Below are 15,719 nucleotides of genomic sequence, written 5' to 3' on the forward strand. Positions count from 1 at the left end.
GGCCCGGCGACGCCCCCAGCGCCGGGCCACCGGTCTTGTTACCAGCGGGTAGGCTCCCCTCATGGTCCTCCGGCAGAACATCCTCATCACCGGCGCGAGCAGCGGGCTGGGCGAAGGCATGGCCCGCCAGTTCGCGGCGAAGGGGCGCAACCTCGCGCTGTGCGCCCGGCGCACCGAACGGCTCGAGAAGCTGGCCGCCGAGCTGACCGCGGCGCACCCGGGGATCACGGTCGTCACGCGCACCCTCGACGTCACCGACCACGAACGCGTGTTCGCCGTCTTCGAGGAGTTCCGCGCCGACCTCGGGTCCCTCGACCGGGTGATTGTGAACGCCGGGCTCGGGAAGGGGCAGCGGGTCGGCACCGGGCGGTTCGACGCCAACCGCCAGACCCTCGAGGTCAACTTCGTCGCGGCTGCCGCCCAGATCGAGGCCGCCGCGGGGATCTTCCGTGAGCAGGGCGCCGGCCACCTCGCCGTCATCTCCTCGTTCAGCGCCCTTCGCCCGTTCCCGGGCAAGCTGACCGCGTACGCCGCGTCGAAGGCCGGGATCTCGGCGTTCGTCGACGGCACCCGGATCGAGCTGAAGCGCCAGGGCATCGCCGTCACCGACGTGCGGCCCGGCTACATCGAATCGGAGATGAACGACCGGATCGGCCGGAACCCGTTGCTGGCCAAGGCCGACACCGGCGCCCGAGCGCTGGCCAAGGCGATCGAGGCCGAGCGCGCCCGGGCCTACGTCCCGGCGTGGCCGTGGGTGCCGCTGAGCGTCGTCATGCGCGTGGTGCCGGCCGCGCTGCTGCGGAAGTTCTCGTGAACGCCCCGGTCGAGGTCCGCGCGGAGGACGCCTTCGACGCGGGCGCGGTGCACGCCTGGCTGAGCGCGAAGGTCGAGGGCCTCGGCGACGAGCCGCCGCACGTCCGGCAGTTCCCCGGCGGCGCGTCCAACCTGACGTACCTGCTGACGTACCCGGACCGGGAGCTGATCCTGCGCCGCCCGCCCGCCGGGCACAAAGCGGCCTCGGCGCACGACATGCGGCGTGAGTACCGCGTCCAGCACGCGCTGAAGCCGGTGTTCCCGTACGTGCCGCGGATGGTGGCGTTCGGCGACGACCCGGCCGTGCTCGGCGGCGACTTCTACGTCATGGAGAAGCTGGACGGCCTGATCCTGCGCGGCGACCTGCCGCCGGGGATGACGCTGACGCCGGAGCAGGCGCGCGAGCTGTCCGGCAAGGTCGTCGACCGGCTGGTCGACCTGCACGCCGTCGACGTGGGGAAGGCCGGTCTCGCCGACCTCGGCAAGGGCGCCGGGTACGTCGAGCGGCAGATCCGCGGCTGGTCGGAGCGGTACGTCGCGGCGCGCACGGACAACGTCGGCGACTTCGCCGAAGTGCGCGCGTGGCTGGCCGCGAACCAGCCCGGTGAGGTCAAGATCTGCTTGATCCACAACGACTACCGGCTCGACAACCTGGTCTTGGACGGCCCGGCGACGCTGAACATCACCGGCGTCCTCGACTGGGAGATGGCCACCCTCGGCGACCCGCTGATGGAGCTGGGCAGCATGCTGGCCTACTGGGTCCAGGCCGGCGACGACGGCGTCATGCACACGAGCCGCCGCCAGCCGACCCACCTGCCCGGCATGTTCACCCGCGAGGAGTTCGTCGCGCGCTACGCCGAGAAGACCGGGCTGGCGGTCGGCGACTGGCGGTTCTACGAGGTCTACGGCCTGTTCCGGCTCGCCGCGGTGCTGCAGCAGCTGTACCGCCGGTATCACGACGGCGCCACCCGCAACCCGGCGTTCAAGGACTTCTGGCAGTTCGTCAACTACCTCGACTGGCGCTGCCGCGAGATCATCGCGAAGGGGAGCGTGTAGTGGGCGCGATCTACCTGGTCCGGCACGGGCAGGCGTCCTTCGGTGCGGCGGACTACGACGCGCTGTCCCCGCGCGGCTTCGAACAGTCCACTGTGGTCGGTGCGGAACTGCTGCGGCGCGGGGTGGTCTTCAGCCAGGTCCGGTCCGGCTCGCTGGCCCGGCAGCGCGACACCGCGGCGACGGCGCTGAAGGTGCTCGGCAGCGACGTCCCGGTGGTCGAGGACCCGCGCTGGAACGAGTACGACCACGTCGACATCGCGCTGCACCACGCCGGCGGGGCGCCGCAGGAGGATTCGCGGGCCTACCAGGGCGTCCTGGACGCGGCCCTGACGGCGTGGACGTCGGCGGGTGCCGACGGCCCGTGCGCCGAGACCTGGCCCGCGTTCCTCGCCCGGTGCCGGGAAGCGCTGGCCGACCTGGTGGCGTCGCTGGGCAAGGGCGAGCACGCGGTCGTGTTCACCTCCGGCGGCGTGATCGCGACGATCTGCGGTGCCCTGCTGGGGACGCCCGAAGCCGGGCTGCTCAAGCTCAACCGCGTGACGGTCAACGGCGGGATCACCAAGCTGGTGTCCGGCCGCGGCGGTGTCACGATGCTGTCCTTCAACGAGCACCCGCACTTCGAGGCGGACGCGGCCTCGTTGCTCACCTATCGCTAGGAGGCACCGATGCGGTTCGGCGAGGTCACGCTGCACCCGGTGAACGGCCACGGCCCGGAGGACGTCGTCGTCGACGCCGAGGGCCGGATCTACACCGGCGTCGACGACGGCCGGATCCTGCGCCTGTCGCCGGACGGCCGGCGCATCGACGTCGTCGCCGACACCGGCGGCCGCCCGCTCGGGCTGGAGCTGTACGGCGAAGACGAGCTGCTGGTCTGCGACGCGCGGGCCGGCCTGCTGGTGGTCCCGCTGGCGGGCGGTTCGCCCTCGGTGCTGGCCACTTCGGCGCTGGGCCTGGACTTCGTGTTCTGCAACAACGCGGCGGTGGCGTCCGACGGGACGATCTACTTCACGGATTCCTCCCGCCGCTTCGGCATCGACAACTGGCGCGACGACCTGATCGAGCAGACGGCGGGCGGCCGCCTGCTGCGCCGCGCCCCGGACGGCGCGATCGACCTGCTGCTCGACGGCCTCCAGTTCGCGAACGGCGTCGCGCTGGCCCCGGACGAGTCGTTCGTGGCGGTGGCGGAGACCGGCGCGTTCCGCGTGTCCCGGGTGTGGCTGGACGACGGCCGGTCCGACGTCCTCGTCGACGGCCTGTGGGGCTTCCCGGACAACATCTCGACGGGCACGGACGGGCTGATCTGGATCACCCAGGCGTCCCCGAAGGTGGCGGCGCTGGACGTGGTGCGCCGGCTGCCGGCGTTCCTGCGGGCGGGGGTCCGCCGGTTGCCGACGTCGCTGCAGCCCAGCCCGGGGCGGGAGGTGGGTGTCCTGGGGGTCGCACCGGACGGGAAGGTCGTGCGGGAGCTGCGCGGCGAGATCGACGGGTTCCACATGCTGGTGGGCGTCCGCGAGTGGCAGGGGCAGCTCTACTTCGGGTCGTTGGAGGAGTCGGCGATCGCGGTGACGCCGGCCGTCGGGTGACGCTGGGCAACGTTCGGATCGGGGTCACCACGGGACGGTTTCGCCGTGCCGGTCCAGGAACCGCAGCCCGGGCCCCTTCGCGGACTCGAGGACGTCGACGACCGCCGGGACGCTTTCCGCGGGGTCCAGCGGGGCGTCCGGGCCGCCGAAGCGGGTCCGGTTGTGGCCGGGATCGATGAGCAGCTTGGTGTGCGAGCACGGGTTCGCCGCACTGACGGCCGAGGCGATCGCGCGGCGGGCCGGCGTCGCCAAGCAGACGAGCTGCTCAGGCCTTGAGCGGGCTCAGCGGCCCGTCCAGCGCGGCTCCCGCCCCGCGGTCCAGGCCGCGTAGAACTCCTTGTGGTCCTTCGCCGTCATCAGCAACGCCTGGGTGATCGCCTCCAGCTCGATCGCAGAACCCAGGTCCATGTCCAGCTCGCGGGTCAGCAGCACCTTCGTCGTCGCGTAAGCGAGCGCCGGGCCGTCGGCCAGCCGCCGCGCCAACGCCGAAGCCTCCGAAGCCAGCGACGCGTCGGGGACCACCTGCGAAGCCAACCCGATCTCCGAAGCCCGCGATGCCGTCACCTTGTCGCCCAGCATCAGCAGCTCCGTCGCGCGGCCCAGGCCGACCAGGCGTGGCAAGAGGTACGCCGACCCCATGTCCGCCCCGGCCAAGCCCACCTTCGTGAACAGGAACGCGAACTTCGCCGACTCCGCCAGCAGCCGGAAGTCGCTCGCCAGCGCGATCACCGAGCCCGCGCCCGCCGCCACTCCGTTCACCGCCGCGATCACCGGGATCGGGCATTCGCGCAGGGCCTTCACCACCGCGCCCGTCATGCGGGTGAACTCCAGCAGCTCCGCCGTCTCGAATTTCTGCAGCTCGCCGATGATCTCCTCGACGTCACCGCCCGAACAGAACCCGCGGCCTTCGCCCGTGATCACCAGCACCCGGACGTCCTCGTGCTGCGGGAGCTCGATGACCAGGTCCCGCAGGTCCGCGTACACGTCGAACGTCAGCGCGTTGAGCTTCGAAGGACGCGTGAACGTCACCGTGGCCACCCCGTCGGACACGGCGAAGGCGAAGTGCTCCCACTCACGGGTCAGCGGGGCAGTGGCACGGAACGGGCTCATGACTGGATTCCTCCGCCGTCGAGTACGAGGGTCTGGCCGTTGATCGCGGCGGCTTCCGGGGCCGCCAGGAAGGACACCGCGAACGCCACTTCGGCCGGCTCCAGCAGCCGGCCCAGCGGGGACGCCGCCGCCAGTGCCGCTTCCGCGTCCGAAGTGGACCGTCCAGAGCGGGCGACGATCCGCTCCACCGAGGTCGCCGTCATGTCGGTGCGGACGAACGCCGGGCACACCGCGTTCGCCGTGACGCCGGTGCCGGTCAGCTCCGCCGCCACCGCGCGCATGAGGCCCACCGCCGCGTGCTTCGACGCCGTGTACCCCGCCGTGTAGCGGTAGCCGACGTGCGAAGCCGTCGACGCCACCGTGACGATCCGGCCGCGGTCGCGCGACCGCATCCCGGCCAGCACCGCGCGCGTGCAAAGGAACGCTCCTGTTGCGTTCACCTCGAACTGCGACTGCCAGTCGGCCAGCGAAGTCCGGGCAACCGGCGCGCTGGAGGAAATGCCGGCGTTGTTGACCAGCACGTCCACCGGGCCTGCCGAAGCGAAGTACTCGGCCACGGCTTCCTCGGAGGTGACGTCGCAGTCCGCGCGGCCGGGCGCCAGCACGGTGTCCCCGGCCGCCCGGAACCGGTCGGCGATCGCCGCACCGATGCCGCGGGTGCCGCCGGTGACCACGACCAGGCGGCTCACGGGCGGGCCGCCAGCGCGCGCCGGTCGAGCTTCCCGTTGGCGGTGCGGGGGAGTTCCGGCATGAAGACCACCTCGCGGGGGTACTTGTGCTTGGCCAGGTGGGCTTTCGCGTGGTTCTTGAGCTCGTCGGCCGACACCGGGGACCGCACCACGACGTACGCGCGCGGGACGACCAGGCCGTCGGCCTCGTGCCCGACCACCGCGCAGTCGACCACGGCGGCGTGCCCGAGCAGGCAGTCCTCGATTTCGCCGGGCGCGACGAACACGCCACCGACCTTGAGCAGCGCGTCGGCCCGGCCGTGGTGGCGGAAGTACCCGTCCGGATCGCGGCTGAAGAGGTCGCCGGAGGTGAGCGCGTCGCCGTCGAACGTCCGCGCCGACTTCTCCGGATCGCCATAGTACTCCAAGGCGATCGTCGGTCCGGTCACCCGCAGCGGCCCGATTTCCCCGTCCGGCAACGGTTCCCCGAGTTCGTCGACGACCTGCGCGGTGTACCCCGGCACCTCAGTGCCCAGCGTGCCGGCGCGAGCTCGTCCGGGCCGGTTCGACAGGTAGATGTGGTACGCCTCGGACGAGCCGATCCCGTCCACCACCGGCACGCCGAAGGCCGCGTCCCACCTGCGGTGCAGCTCCGGCGGCAGCGCCTCGCCCGCCGACGTCGCCATCCGCAGGCAGCTCAGGTCCTGCTCCGAAGCCGCCGGGTGGGCGACCATCGCGCTCATCATCGTCGGCACGTTGACCAGGACCGTCGGCCGATGGCGGGCGATCAGCTCGAACACCAGGTCCGCGGTGCTGCGCTCGGGAAACGCGATACCGGCGGCGCCGACGCCGAACGGGAACAGCGCCACCAGATCACGCGCGTAGCCGAAGAACAGCTTCGGCACGGCCAGGACCTTGTCGTCCTCCCGCAGGCCGAGCACCTGGACGGCGTACCGTTCGAAGCTCTCCAGCGGGCTGCGCAGGGGGTGCACGCACGCCTTGGGCGCGCCGGTGCTGCCGGTGGTGAACTTCCAGATCCCGACGTCGTCCACAGTGGTCGGTGCCGCTTCGAGGGTGTCCGGCGCCGCGTCGACGAGTGTCCGGAAAGGACGTTCGCCGGGGCGCAGCTCCGCCGAGGGGACGCCGGTCACCAGGAGGTTCCGGGCCCCCGCTTCGCGCAGTGCGGGCAGCGTGACGGCGTCCGCGAGCACCACCACGGCCTCGGTGTAGCCGAGGTGGTACGCGTAGTCCTTGGGTTGCAGGAACGGGTAGACCTCGGCGGTCACCGCGCCGATCTTCTGCGCGCCGTACCAGGCCGCGACGAACTCGTCGCCGTCGCTCAGCGCCAACAGCACCCGCTGTCCACGGCGGACACCGGCGTCGAGCAGCACGTTCCCGACGCGGTTCGCCAATGCCGCCAGCGCCGCGTAGCTGATCGAACGGTCCCCGACGTACAGCGCGGTCCGGTCACCCCGGCCGGAAGCCACATGCCGGTCGAGGAAGTGCGTGGCGAGGTTGAACGGCTCACTCACGGGCCAGCTCCCGGATCGCTTCCACCAGCAGGTCGGTCAACGTCGAAAAGGTCTCCGCGCCCTCTTCCGCGGTCGCCTCGGCGGGCCGGCCGCAGTAGGCGTCCGACATCCCCATGGCGAGGAAGCCCCCGTCTTCGGGCGCCGAAGCAAGGCTCACGGGTACGTGCGGCAGCGTCCGCATCAGCGCCTGGTCCACCAGCTCGGGCCGGTCGGCGAGCACCAGCGACGTCTCGTACCGCCCGGCGTGGCACTCGCCGGACCGGAACTCGTCGGTCAGCCGCTCCGCGTGCCGCCGCCGGACCAGGTCGAGCAGGGCGGCACGTCCGTCGTAGGCGAAGTTCAGCGTCTCCACCGCGCGCCGCAGGGTGACCAGGTGCGCGGGCTCGAAGTGGTTGTTGACCAGCAGGATCCGCCGCAGGCGCCGGCCGATCAGCGAAGCCCCGATGTCCACGAGCAGCGAGTGCAGCGTCTCCTCGCCGATGTGGATGCCGCCGGCGAACCCGGCCGCGAACCGCGTCACGCCGTAGGGGATTTCGGGCAGGACCAGGACGTGCACTTCGGAATCGGCGGCCAGGCGGGAAGCCGCGCGCTCGCACATCCCGCGCGAGATCAGCGGGTCCGTGCCCAGCGGCGCGTGCGGGCCGTGCGGCTCGATCGCGCCCAGCGGAAGCAGCAGCACCGGGACGCGGTCGTCGTCCGGCAGCGCCGCCACCTGCGGCGAGGTGAGGTCCGCGAAGTACGTCACGCAAATCAAGCTACACCGCAGCGACCTGGGGTGTATAGAGTTGCGCCCGTGACTGCCGATGCCTTCGAAACCGGCCCTCAGGAGCTGGTCGTGACGTTGCTGGGCAGCTACGTCCACCCGCGCGAGACCCGCCGGGTGTGGTCGGGCGGCCTGGTCGCGGTGCTCGCCGAGCTGGGCTTCTCCGACGGCGCCGCCCGGATCGCGCTCACCCGCCTGGTGCGCCGCGGCCTGCTGCGGCGTCACCGCGAAGGCCGCACCGTGCACTACTCGCTGACCCGGCGCACCATCGCGCTGCTCGCCGACGGTGACCAGCGGATCTTCTCCCTCGGCCGCCGCGAGCGCGCCGCGGGCGAGTGGACCGTGCTGTGGCAGAGCATCCCGGAGAGCCGCCGCCAGGCCAGGGAACGCCTGGTCCGGCGGCTGCGGTTCCTCGGGTTCGGGCCGTACTCCGACGGCACCTGGATCGCCCCGCACGACCGCGAGGCCGAGGTCGTCGCCCTGCTCGGCGAACTCGACGTCACCGAGCACGCCGGGCTGCTGCTCGGCCGCCCGTCGGCCGCCCTCGACGTCCGCCGGTTCGCCGGCCGGGCCTGGGACCTCGACGACCTGGCCGCGCGGTACGCCGCGTTCGTCGGCCAGTTCGGCGGGTACGCGGGGAAGGAGATCTCCGACGCCGAGGCCTTCGAGGTGCGCACCCGCCTGGTGCACACCTTCCGCATGTTCCCGTCGCTCGACCCGGAACTGCCCGCCGGCCTGGTGCCGGCCCCGGACCGCCGGGCCGCGGCGGTCGAGCTGTTCCACGATCTGTACACCGCGCTCGCGCAGCCCGCGCAGCGCCATTTCGACGAGGTGACCAAGGGATGACCGAACCCAGCCAAGCGACCCAGGAAGCCCTGAGCTACACCTCGTACCTCGGGCTCGACGAAGTGCTGAACGCGCAGCGCCTGCGTTCCGACGAGCACGACGAGCTGTTGTTCATCGTGATCCACCAGGTGTACGAGCTGTGGTTCAAGCAGATCCTGCACGAAGCCGCCTTCCTCCAGGCGAACCTGGAAAAGGGCAACACCGCGCACGCCATCCGGACCCTGCGCCGGATCCTCACCATCCTCAAGGTCGCCGTCGCGCAGATCGACGTGCTGGAAACCATGACGCCCAGCCAGTTCACCAGTTTCCGCGCCCGTTTGGACGCTTCGAGCGGCTTCCAGTCGGCCCAGTTCCGCGAGCTGGAGGCGGTGCTCGGCCGTCGCGACGAGCGTGTGTTCGCGCACTACCCCGAGGACGGCGAGCAGCGGAAACGCATTGCCGAAGCGATGGCGCGACCGTCCTTGTTCGACTCTTTTCTCGCGTACCTCAAGGTTTCTGGCTATGCGGTCGAGTGTGACCGAGACGTCACTCGACCGGTGGAGCCGTCCCCGGCCCTGCAGGCGATATTGCTGGACGTGTACAGCGACGACGGGGGACCCTCGGTCGTCGCCGAATGTCTGGTGGATCTCGACGAAGGGATGCAGGAGTGGCGCTACCGGCACGTGAAGATGGTCGAACGCACCATCGGCGACAAGACCGGGACGGGAGGATCATCCGGCGCGACTTACCTGCGTACCACGCTTTTCCAGCCGATGTTCCCGGATCTCTGGGCCGTACGGAGCCGACTGTGACCACTTTGGACGACCTGCGCGCGGACGCCAACAGCCTCGCCGCGCACTACACCCGGTTCGCGGTGGCCGACCGCCTCCTGCTCTCCGGGCACTCGCACCAGGCCTGGCCGGACGTCGCCGAGGAGGGGCTCCTGGAGTCCTTCGCGGACGCCGCCTGGGACGCCGACGGCAAATGGGAGCGTGCCTTCGCGAAGGCGGACCAGCTGCGCGCGGGCTTCCGCCTGCTGCTCGGCGACCCGCACGGCGAGTACGCGCTCGGCGCGAGCACCCACGACCTGGTGCTGCGCTTCCTCTCGGCGATGGAGCTGCCGCGGCGGCCGCGCCTGGTCACCACCGACGGCGAGTTCCACACCCTCCGCCGTCAGCTCGCCCGCCTCGAAGAGGAGGGCGTCGAGGTGGTGCGGGTGCCGCTCGAGCCGGTGGCGACGCTCGCCGAGCGGGTCGCCGGCGAGGTCGACGGCAACACCGCCGCCGTGCTCGTCTCGGCCGTGCTGTTCGAGACGTCGAGGCTGGTCCCCGGCCTGGCGCACCTCGCCGACGTCTGCCGCGGCCGGTCGATCGAGCTCGTCGTCGACGCCTACCACGCGCTCGGCGTCGTCCCGTTCGCGCTGCACGACCTCGGGCTCACCAACGCCTGGGTGCTCGGCGGCGGCTACAAGTACCTGCAGCTGGGCGAGGGCAACTGCTTCCTGCGGCTGCCCGCGCACGCCCAGGAGCTGCGGCCGGTGATCACCGGCTGGTACGCCGAGTTCGGAGCCCTCGCCGACGAGCGCCACCCCGGCCGGGTGCCCTACGCCACCGGCGGCGACCGGTTCGCCGGCGCCACCTACGACCCGGCCAGCCACTACCGCGGCGTCCGGGTCCAGCGGTTCTTCGCCGAGCACGGGCTCACCCCGGAGTTCCTGCGGGAGGTGTCCCAGCACCAGGTGGGCCTGCTCGCGGAGGTGTTCGACAAGCTCGGGTTGCCGGAGGACGTCGTCACCCGCGACCGCGAGACGCCGCTCGGGATGCTCGGCGGGTTCCTCGCGCTGCGCTGCGCCGACGCCGCCGGGCTGCAGACGGCACTGGCCGCGCACGGCGTGCGCACCGACAGCCGCGGCTCCCACCTGCGCTTCGGCCCGGCGCCGTACCTCTCCGACACCCAGCTGGAGACGGCGATGGGCACGCTCGCCACGGTGGTGCGCGGCTGAGCCAGGGGCCCCTGTTTTCCGTGCTACCGGTCCGTATGGCGGGACCTGCACTGGTCCGGCGGACGGTGAAGATCTAGGTTGGTGCCGGGACCCGGCCGAGTGGCGGACGACCTCCGCCCGGCGCCGGTTCCCGGCCACCCTCACGCGCGTCCCGGCCACGAAACCGGGCGCGGATGACAAAGGAGTCACCACCCGTGACCGAAGGAGTGTTCGCCCGGGGCACCGGGCACGAACAGGTCGTGTACTGCCACGACCAGGCCAGCGGCCTCCAGGCCATCATCGGCATCTACTCCACCGCGCTCGGCCCCGCCTTGGGCGGGACGCGCTTCCACCCCTACGCCACCGAAGCCGACGCGCTCGACGACGTCCTCGCGCTGTCCAAGGGCATGGCGTACAAGAACGCGCTGGCCGGGCTCGACCTCGGCGGCGGCAAGGCCGTCATCATCGGCGACCCGAAGACGCTCAAGTCCGAAGCGCTGCTGCGCGCGTACGGGCGTTTCGTGCAGTCACTGGGCGGCCGCTACATCACGGCGTGCGACGTGGGCACGTACGTGCAGGACATGGACGTCGTGGCCCGCGAGTGCCGGTACGTCACCGGCCGCTCGCCCGAGGACGGCGGCGCGGGCGACTCGTCCGTGCTCACCGCGTTCGGCGTCTTCCAGGGCATGCGGGCCTCGGCCGAGCACGTCTGGGGCAGCCCGGACCTGGCCGGCAAGCGCGTCGGCGTCGCGGGGGTCGGCAAGGTCGGCCACATCCTCGTCGGGCACCTCGTCGAGGCGGGCGCGCAGGTGACGATCACCGACGTCTACGCCCCGGCGATTTCCCGCACGCTCGAGATCTACCCGTCCGTGCAGGTGGCGTCCGATGTGGACACCCTGCTGCGCGCCGAGCTGGACGTCTTCGCGCCGTGTGCGCTGGGCGGTGTCCTGAACGACGAAACGGTGCCGATGCTCGGCGCCCGCATCGTCTGCGGCGCGGCGAACAACCAGCTCGCGCACGCGGGCATCGACAAGCAGCTCGCCGACCGCGGCGTCCTGTACGCTCCGGACTACCTGGTGAACGCGGGCGGCGTGATCCAGGTCGACGACGAGCGCCACGGCTTCGACTTCGAGCGCGCCAAGCGCAAGACGACGGCCATCTTCGACACGACGAAGGCGGTGTTCGCACTGGCCGAGACGGACGGCGTGCCCCCGGCCACGGCGGCCGACCGCCTCGCCGAGCGCCGGATGGCCGAAGTCGGGCGGCTGCGGTCCATCCTGACCGTGTGAGTCTTTCCGGGTTCTTCGAGGCGGCGGGCGTGCGGGGCTTCCTGCACGCCCGCCGCCTCGGTTCGTCCGAATCGGTGGGCGTGGACGCCGACTCGCCGGTGGTGCTGGCATCGGTGGTGAAGGTGCCCCTGGCGTACGAATTCGCCCGGCAGGTCGCGGCCGGGCTGCTGGATCCGGCCGACCGGGTGCAGGCGTCGGCGGCGGACCGCCTGGGCGGCACGGGATCGGCGGGGTTCGCCGACGACGTTTCCTACAGCCTGCGGGACGCGGCGCTGCTGGCGCTGACGGTGTCCGACAACACGGCCGCGGACCTGCTGTTCGACCGCGTCGGGGTGGAGAACGTCCGGTCGCTGCTGACGGAGCTGGGCTTGACGCGCACGAAGGTGATCGGCGCGCCACGGGACGTGCTGCGCACGATCATCGAAGACACTTCGGCGGGCCGCCCGCTGCGGGCGCTGGATCCACTGCGGACGTCCGCGACCACGCCGCGCGAGATGACGGCGCTGCTGGCGGCGATCTGGGCGGACGAGGTGGGTGCGCCGGTCCGCGAGTGGATGTCCGCGCAGGTCAGCTGGCACCGGCTGACCGCGGGGTTCCCGCCGGAGGTCGCGGTGGCGGGCAAGACGGGCACGATGCCGGGAATCCGCAACGAAATCGGCGTCGCAACCTATCCGGACGGCGCCGCGTACGCGGTCGCGGTGTTCACGACGGGCGGCGCGGAGACACTGCGGCGCCCGGACATCGACCGCGCGATCGGCGACGCGGCCCGGGCGGCGGTCGATCAGCTGCGTTCGAGGTTCGCCTGAAAAGGTTCTTTCAGGGGCATGTTCCGCCATTTTACTTCGAGTGTGTCGGCGGACGTCCTTTTCATGCAATCTCCTCGCTCGGTGTGCACCTGTTCGGCTGCAGGCAATCCCAGAGGTAATTGCGAACGAGGGTTTGTTCAGGGAGGCGTCGCAAACCGGCGTGGCCGTGGAACCTGGGCCGCGGTCGATCAGCTGCGCTCGTAGAACACGTCCCACGGCCGGGCGGCCTGCGGCTCCGGCGCCGGCCGCGAGACGCCGTCGTGCTGGAGGACTTCGGCCGCGACCTCGGCCAGCTTCGCCGCCTGCGGGTGCGGGGTGGTCGAGGGCCACGCGAAGGCCATCCGGGTCCGCAGCACCTCGCCTTCGAGCGGCCGCCACACCACTCGCGGCTCCTTGCGGGCGCCGGGTTCGAACGCCACGCCGTGCCCGGCCAGGACCAGGCCGAGCACGAATTCAGGGTTGCGGGCGTGCCGGATCGCGGCCGGGCGGAAGCCGTGGTCCCAGCACGTGCGCAGCAGCGTGTCGTAGCTTCCCGGCGCGGCCGCGCGCGGGGCGTGGACCAGGCCTTCCCCGGCCAGGTCGGCGAGGGTCAGCCGGGCGCGGAGGGCGAGCGGCGAGTCGCGGGGGAGCAGCACGCCCAGCGGGGTGTCGACGACCGGGCCGAGCTCGAGCCCGGCCGCGTCCACCGGCAGCTGCAGGAGGCCGGCGTCGAGTGCGCGGTCGGCGAGCAGCCGGGCCTGTTCGGCGGTGGTGAGTTCCTGCAGGTCCAGCCGGACGGCCGGACACTGCTCGGCGAACTTCGTCAGGATCGCGGCCAGCACCCGGCCGGGCAGGTCCGGGGGTACGCCCGCGCGCAGGCTGTCCAGCTCCCCGCGTTCGGCCTTCGCGACGAGCGCCGTCATGCGGTCCCACCGGGAGAGCAGGTCCCGGGCTTCGGCACGCAGCACCTCGCCGGCTTCGGTGAGGGTGACGCGGCGGCCGCGCTCGAACAGCCTCGCGCCCAGCTCCGTTTCGAGCCGCCTGATGCGCTGGCTCAACGGCGGCTGCGCCATCCCGAGCCGTTCGGCGGCCCGTCCGAAGTGGAGTTCTTCGGCGACGACGAGGAAGTACCGCAGCGAGCGAAGGTGGTCCACGCTGCGACGATAGCCGTTCGCGTATCAACAGGGCGGTGTCGTGATCTTGGACAGCGCCGGGTGCTTCGTGGTCGGGTGTCCGTCATGGACACAGGAATCAGCAGGCGCGGGCTGTTCGGCGCGGGCGCCGCGGCGGCGGCCGTCCTCGCGGGCGCTCCGGCGGCCGCCCGCGCGGCATCGGCTGCCACGATGACGTTGCGCTGGTGGGGGAACAACGGCTGGGAGATCCGCATCGGCCCGAAGACGGTCCTCATCGACCCGTGGCTGACCAGGTTCAAGACGGGCACGTACACCACGGCGGGCGCGGATCCTCGGACGCCGCTCTCGGTGAACCGGGCCCTGATCGACGGCTACCTCGACCGCGGTTTCCTTCGGGCCGACCACATCCTGGTGACGCACGGCCACTACGACCACCTGACGGACGTCCCGTACCTGGCAAAACGCACCGGAGCGACGGTCATCGGCACCGAGACGCATTTGAGTCTCATGGCCGCGTTGGGCGCTCCGGAGGACCAGCTGTCGATCGCGACGGGCGGCGAGGACCTGACGTTCGACGGCTACTCGATCCGGGTGCTGCGGTCCCTGCATTCGGCCACGGGAACCCGCGCCCAGGTGGCGTTCCCGGGCACCCGGCCCCTGTCCCGCCGTGATCGGCCGCGGGTGATCTCCGACCTGCTGGAGGGCGGCACGCTGGCGTACCTGGTGTCCGGCGGTGGGGCGAGCGTGCTGGACTTCGGCGGTTCGAACTACGTGGAGTCCGAGCTGGCGGGGCTGCGTCCGGACGTGGTCCTGCTCCCGCCGGGCGGGGCGAAGGTCCGGGAGTACGTCCCGAGGCTGCTGCGGACGGTGGGTCATCCGCGCTGGGTGGCGGCAACGCACTGGGACGACTTCGACCTGCCGCTGGGCCAGGCTCACGATCCGAACGGCGGGCTCGAGACGCTGCGGAAGGCGGTAGCGGCGGCGAGCCCGCGCAGCGAGTTCGTGGTCCTGGACCACCTCGGCGAGTTCACACCGTAGTCGGGGCCCGGCGGAGGGCGCGCACGACGAGCGCCACGCCCGCGACGACGGCGACCAGCAGGTAGGCGTTGCCGATGATCGCCTGCCCGGTGGTCCAGGCCCGTTCCCGGCCTTGGCCGCCGGGCACCACCGCCACGGTCCAGCCGGTGAACACCACCGCGACGAGCAGCGCGGACCACCGGCGGCCGGCGGCGAGCAGGTACCCGAGCGCGGGCGCGATCCACACCCAGTGGTGCGTCCAGGAAATCGGGCTCACCAGCAGCCCGCACCCGGCGGTGACCAGCAACGCCCCGCCGTCGTCGCCCACCCGGTGCCGCCATCGGACGACGATCGCCGCACCCACCACGAGCAGGACCGTGACCGCGAGCGGCCACGCCTGCCCGGGAAGCGTCCGCGCCGCGAAGCCGGCCCACGACTGGTTACCCACCCAGCCCTTCATCTGCGCGAAGTGGTCGTTGAACAGGGCGGACGTCCAATACCGTGCCGAATCGCCGGGCAGCAGCACGGCGCCGAGCGCGGTGGCCCCGCCGAAGGTGCCGAGAGCGCGGAGCGCGTCCGCCCGGCGGCCGGTCAGCAGCAGGTGCCCGACGAAGATCAGCGGGACCAGCTTGACCGCGGCCGCGAGACCGATGAGGACGCCGCCCGCCGAGCCACGCCGGCGCAGCACATCGGTGACCACGAGCGCCATCAGCACCAGGTTGAGCTGGCCCAGCCCGACGGTCTGCCACACCGGCTGGAGGGCGAACGCGGCGGCCGGTGCCGCCGCCCCCGGTGCGTACGGGCGCAGGGCCAGCACCAGTGCGGGTGCCGCGGTCATCGCGACCAGGCCCCAGCAGCACGGCACGGGCAGCGCCGCGAACGGCGTGAACAGCAGCGCCGCGAACGGCGGGTAGGTGAACGGCAGCTCCGGCGCCCAGCCGGGCAGCGCCGACAGGTGCCCGTAGAGGGGTTCCCCGCGCAGCACGGCGATCCCGCCGGCGCGGTACACCGCGGAATCCACGCCGAGCGGGCGGCCGAGCACCCACCACAACACCGCGACGAGCGCAAAGGCCGCCGTCACCGTCAACGCCACGATCACCGTGCGCCGCTCGATCCCCATGGCGCCACGATGATCGGTCTCGCGCGCCCGGTCGTCGTGCCGGG

General features: G+C 72.0%; 17 protein-coding genes. 10 read left to right on the plus strand and 7 right to left on the minus strand.

From position 1 onward, the window contains the following. The first annotated feature begins 61 nt into the window (after nt 1–61). From H5965_RS18700 to H5965_RS18715, 4 genes are read left to right on the plus strand one after another with little or no spacing between them, the layout of a single operon-like run. On the plus strand, nt 62–814 hold the full coding sequence (locus H5965_RS18700; RefSeq protein WP_310971288.1) for an SDR family oxidoreductase: 753 nt from the start codon (nt 62–64) through the stop codon (nt 812–814). Beyond that, nucleotides 811–1,869: a phosphotransferase family protein gene (locus H5965_RS18705; protein WP_310971289.1), complete on the plus strand. Its 1,059-nt coding sequence runs from the start codon at nt 811–813 to the stop codon at nt 1,867–1,869. Before H5965_RS18700 ends, H5965_RS18705 begins: the two co-directional genes overlap by 4 nt. Further along, nucleotides 1,869–2,525, plus strand: a complete 657-nt coding sequence (locus H5965_RS18710) for a histidine phosphatase family protein (RefSeq protein WP_310971290.1) — start codon at nt 1,869–1,871, stop codon at nt 2,523–2,525. The genes H5965_RS18705 and H5965_RS18710 overlap by 1 nt, the downstream gene beginning before the upstream one ends. A gap of 9 nt (nt 2,526–2,534) precedes the next feature. Next, a complete protein-coding gene (locus tag H5965_RS18715) occupies nt 2,535–3,452 on the plus strand; it encodes an SMP-30/gluconolactonase/LRE family protein (protein WP_310971291.1) in 918 nt (305 codons plus the stop codon). 24 nt (nt 3,453–3,476) lie between these two features. On the opposite strand, the gene H5965_RS18720 is transcribed toward H5965_RS18715, so the two are convergent. Genes H5965_RS18720 through H5965_RS18740 form a run of 5 tightly spaced genes read right to left on the minus strand, consistent with a single transcriptional unit; the run spans nt 3,477 to nt 7,507 of the window. Continuing rightward, the gene (locus H5965_RS18720; protein ID WP_396136913.1) at nt 3,477–3,704 is read right to left on the minus strand and encodes a hypothetical protein; all 228 of its coding nucleotides are present in this window, start codon (nt 3,702–3,704) and stop codon (nt 3,477–3,479) included. 30 nt (nt 3,705–3,734) lie between these two features. Further along, complete coding sequence (locus H5965_RS18725; RefSeq protein WP_310971292.1) at nt 3,735–4,562, minus strand: enoyl-CoA hydratase family protein; 828 nt, start codon at nt 4,560–4,562, stop codon at nt 3,735–3,737. Further along, a complete protein-coding gene (locus H5965_RS18730) occupies nt 4,559–5,251 on the minus strand; it encodes an SDR family NAD(P)-dependent oxidoreductase (RefSeq protein WP_310971293.1) in 693 nt (230 codons plus the stop codon). Before H5965_RS18730 ends, H5965_RS18725 begins: the two co-directional genes overlap by 4 nt. After that, on the minus strand, nt 5,248–6,762 hold the full coding sequence (locus H5965_RS18735; RefSeq protein ID WP_310971294.1) for a benzoate-CoA ligase family protein: 1,515 nt from the start codon (nt 6,760–6,762) through the stop codon (nt 5,248–5,250). Before H5965_RS18735 ends, H5965_RS18730 begins: the two co-directional genes overlap by 4 nt. Next, nucleotides 6,755–7,507, minus strand: coding sequence for a creatininase family protein (locus tag H5965_RS18740; protein ID WP_310971295.1), 753 nt, complete (start codon nt 7,505–7,507; stop codon nt 6,755–6,757). Before H5965_RS18740 ends, H5965_RS18735 begins: the two co-directional genes overlap by 8 nt. A 48-nt stretch (nt 7,508–7,555) precedes the next feature. Between H5965_RS18740 and H5965_RS18745 the strand changes: the two genes are divergently transcribed. The 5 genes from H5965_RS18745 (at nt 7,556) to H5965_RS18765 (ending at nt 12,426) form a co-directional block, all read left to right on the plus strand. Next, complete coding sequence (locus H5965_RS18745) at nt 7,556–8,371, plus strand: PaaX family transcriptional regulator C-terminal domain-containing protein (protein WP_310971296.1); 816 nt, start codon at nt 7,556–7,558, stop codon at nt 8,369–8,371. Then, a complete protein-coding gene (locus H5965_RS18750) occupies nt 8,368–9,162 on the plus strand; it encodes a tryptophan 2,3-dioxygenase family protein (RefSeq protein ID WP_310971297.1) in 795 nt (264 codons plus the stop codon). Before H5965_RS18745 ends, H5965_RS18750 begins: the two co-directional genes overlap by 4 nt. Further along, nucleotides 9,159–10,352 (plus strand): kynureninase, encoded by a 1,194-nt coding sequence (locus tag H5965_RS18755; protein ID WP_310971298.1) that lies wholly within the window; start codon nt 9,159–9,161, stop codon nt 10,350–10,352. The genes H5965_RS18750 and H5965_RS18755 overlap by 4 nt, the downstream gene beginning before the upstream one ends. Nucleotides 10,353–10,546: 194 nt before the next feature. Beyond that, nucleotides 10,547–11,620: a Glu/Leu/Phe/Val dehydrogenase dimerization domain-containing protein gene (locus H5965_RS18760; RefSeq protein WP_310971299.1), complete on the plus strand. Its 1,074-nt coding sequence runs from the start codon at nt 10,547–10,549 to the stop codon at nt 11,618–11,620. Beyond that, entirely contained in the window at nt 11,617–12,426 is an 810-nt protein-coding gene (locus H5965_RS18765; RefSeq protein WP_310971300.1) for a serine hydrolase, read from the plus strand. The genes H5965_RS18760 and H5965_RS18765 overlap by 4 nt, the downstream gene beginning before the upstream one ends. Before the next feature lie 188 nt (nt 12,427–12,614). Here H5965_RS18765 and H5965_RS18770 read toward each other — a convergent pair whose 3' ends face one another. Further along, entirely contained in the window at nt 12,615–13,559 is a 945-nt protein-coding gene (locus H5965_RS18770; protein ID WP_310971301.1) for a LysR substrate-binding domain-containing protein, read from the minus strand. An 84-nt stretch (nt 13,560–13,643) separates the two neighbouring features. Between H5965_RS18770 and H5965_RS18775 the strand changes: the two genes are divergently transcribed. Beyond that, nucleotides 13,644–14,576, plus strand: coding sequence for an MBL fold metallo-hydrolase (locus tag H5965_RS18775; RefSeq protein WP_310971302.1), 933 nt, complete (start codon nt 13,644–13,646; stop codon nt 14,574–14,576). Here H5965_RS18775 and H5965_RS18780 read toward each other — a convergent pair. Beyond that, on the minus strand, nt 14,566–15,675 hold the full coding sequence (locus H5965_RS18780; protein WP_310971303.1) for a glycosyltransferase 87 family protein: 1,110 nt from the start codon (nt 15,673–15,675) through the stop codon (nt 14,566–14,568). The two genes, H5965_RS18775 and H5965_RS18780, sit on opposite strands and share 11 nt — an antisense overlap. Nucleotides 15,676–15,719: the final 44 nt, after the last annotated feature.

The organism is Amycolatopsis sp. 505 (assembly GCF_031625235.1).
Taxonomy (GTDB): Bacteria; Actinomycetota; Actinomycetes; order Mycobacteriales; family Pseudonocardiaceae; genus Amycolatopsis.